The following is a 2,034-nucleotide window of genomic DNA, read 5'->3' on the forward strand; positions in this document are numbered from 1 at the left end:
TCCGATCACATCGCCGGCTGATCACCGTCCGAACAGGGTGGGGGAATTTTACTTCGACACTTCTGGGGAAATTACGTCCGACGTTGACAGGCAATCTGCTCCGAGCTGTATCCTTTCGCGCGCAGTACTTGAATGCCGCTCAGCAGTTCTTCGGTCGTATGCCGCCGACGCGCGATGTTTTCGGCTAGCGAAATCAGGAATCGATCGACCTCCGGCGCATCGAAAATACAGCACGGAATCATTGTTTCGCCCAAGTGTTTCAAGGCTTCGAGGCGTCCCTGCCCGCATAGAACCTCGTACCAGTCGCCCTCCTTGTCTTTTCCGCCAAGCGCCACGCTGATCGGCCGCTTCAACCCGACCACGGCGATGTTCTCCACCAGTTGCGAAAAAAACAGGGGATTGCGTGTGCGCGGATTGAGTACGCGCAGCCGGTCAGCTGGAATCAGCAATATCTTCTCCGACGACGAAGGTGGCACTGGCTTAGGATCTGGGTTGCCATTCATGATTACCTCCCCGTAGCGGCACTCGGCGGCCGAGATAGACGAGCATCGACAGGTCGTCGTAACGGTAGGCGTCGAAGCCCTGTTCGTTGTAGTCGCCGAGGCGCAGCTGTTCTGACCAGATGTCGACGGCTGGAAGCAGGTAATAGTCTCGAATCGACTGCGCATCGGGGGCCATACGGACGGCGATGGTGATGTCGGGCTTCAGCGCGGTATCGAACCGGACAAGCCAACGGTTGGTGCCCGCATCGGTCGTGCGACAGCGGCACAGGGCGAGCGAAACCGTGAATTCACCGTTGACACACAGCAAGTCGGTTGTCGAGTTCCGTTCTACTCGTGCCCCAGCGACTGTCATGGCGTTCATTGCATCCGAAACGATGCTCGGATGCAGTTCTCGCAGACGGCGGTTGATTTCCAGATAGCGGTAGTCCCGATCCGGGGTGTAGCCAATTAAGGTATATGTGCGAATCAGGCTGCCGAAACGCCCCGCGAACGCGCTGCTCGAAGGGCAATCCGTCGTCTCGTCGATCACAATGCCGGACAGGTAGCCGTGTCGCAGCAGAACACGACGCAATGCGGCCAGCATTTCTTCGTCAGTGAGCCGGTAAGAGCGTGCGAGGATGATCTGGCGTGCAGCGTTGAAAATCAGGCGGTCGACGATCGCGTCGAACGCGCCTTCTGCTCGTACCCAGGCCGCCGGTGGATTTCTGACCCGTTCTTCCTTGAGCTTGAAGGATGTGCGATTCCAGACGTTGTCGCCGACGTATTTGTCGTTGATTAGGATCTGGTGAACCGTGCCACGTGTCCAAGCGGTTCCGCGATCCGTGAGTTTGCCCTCGCGATTGAGCAAGGCCGCTATTTCCGATTCGGTCAGTCCGTCTTCCACGAATGCCCTGTATATCCAGCGTACGGTATCAGTTTCTTCGACCGGGCCGGGTACGAGGATCACTCGGTCGGTCTGGATCGACTTGTGTTCGCCAGGTTTCAGCTCAGCCTTACGAGTACCTGTATGGTCGATCAGCACGCGACGCAGACCGTAGCCGGCCGGACCACCTTGCCGCACACCAAGCTGGATAAGCCGCATTTGGCCGGCATGTACTTTGACGCTCAGCTCACGGCTGTACTCGCCGGACATAGTCCGTTTTACATCCCTGATGATGTTTGAAACCGGACTCCCGTCATTTTCAAATTGCTCTGCGCAGTACAACACACGTACGCCAGCCCGCTTGCACCCGAACTCATAGCTCGCGGCTTCATCGGGATCTTGGAATCGGCCCCAGCGACTCACGTCGTATACGAGGATGACGGAATAGTCTGCTTGTCCTGATTCCACGTCACGCAGCAGTGCTTTCAACTGATCACGGCCATCGAGCCTCAGCCCGCTTTTCCCTTCGTCTGCATAAATCTTGACGATTTCAAGATTGCGCGCGGTCGCGAACGCAAAGTGAGCTTGCCCCCGAAAAACGAATCCCTTGCTGAGCGTTTAAACTCAAGCAAGGAGAGTCAAGAAGATGAACAAGACGAAACGAGCGCG

2 protein-coding genes and 1 pseudogene are annotated in these 2,034 nt (G+C 57.0%); all 3 read right to left on the reverse strand.

All coding sequences use genetic code 11. The features are described 5' to 3' along the window. Positions 1 to 71: 71 nt before the first annotated feature. Entirely contained in the window at positions 72 to 503 is a 432-nt protein-coding gene (locus BSIN_RS00815; RefSeq protein ID WP_089339210.1) for a ParB N-terminal domain-containing protein, read from the reverse strand. Beyond that, complete coding sequence (locus BSIN_RS00820; protein WP_436968034.1) at positions 481 to 1,584, reverse strand: recombinase family protein; 1,104 nt, start codon at positions 1,582 to 1,584, stop codon at positions 481 to 483. Before BSIN_RS00820 ends, BSIN_RS00815 begins: the two co-directional genes overlap by 23 nt. A gap of 3 nt (positions 1,585 to 1,587) precedes the next feature. Further along, positions 1,588 to 1,929, reverse strand: a pseudogene (locus BSIN_RS26880) (recombinase family protein); the annotation flags it as partial. Positions 1,930 to 2,034 lie beyond the last annotated feature (105 nt).

The organism is Burkholderia singularis (assembly GCF_900176645.1).
Lineage (GTDB): Bacteria > Pseudomonadota > Gammaproteobacteria > Burkholderiales > Burkholderiaceae > Burkholderia > Burkholderia singularis.

Coding starts and splice junctions, on each gene's coding strand:
- BSIN_RS00815 (WP_089339210.1), bottom strand. CDS start 503: ATGAATGGCAACCCAGATCCTAAGCCAGTGCCACCTTCGTCGTCGGAG.
- BSIN_RS00820 (WP_436968034.1), bottom strand. CDS start 1,584: ATGCGGCTTATCCAGCTTGGTGTGCGGCAAGGTGGTCCGGCCGGCTAC.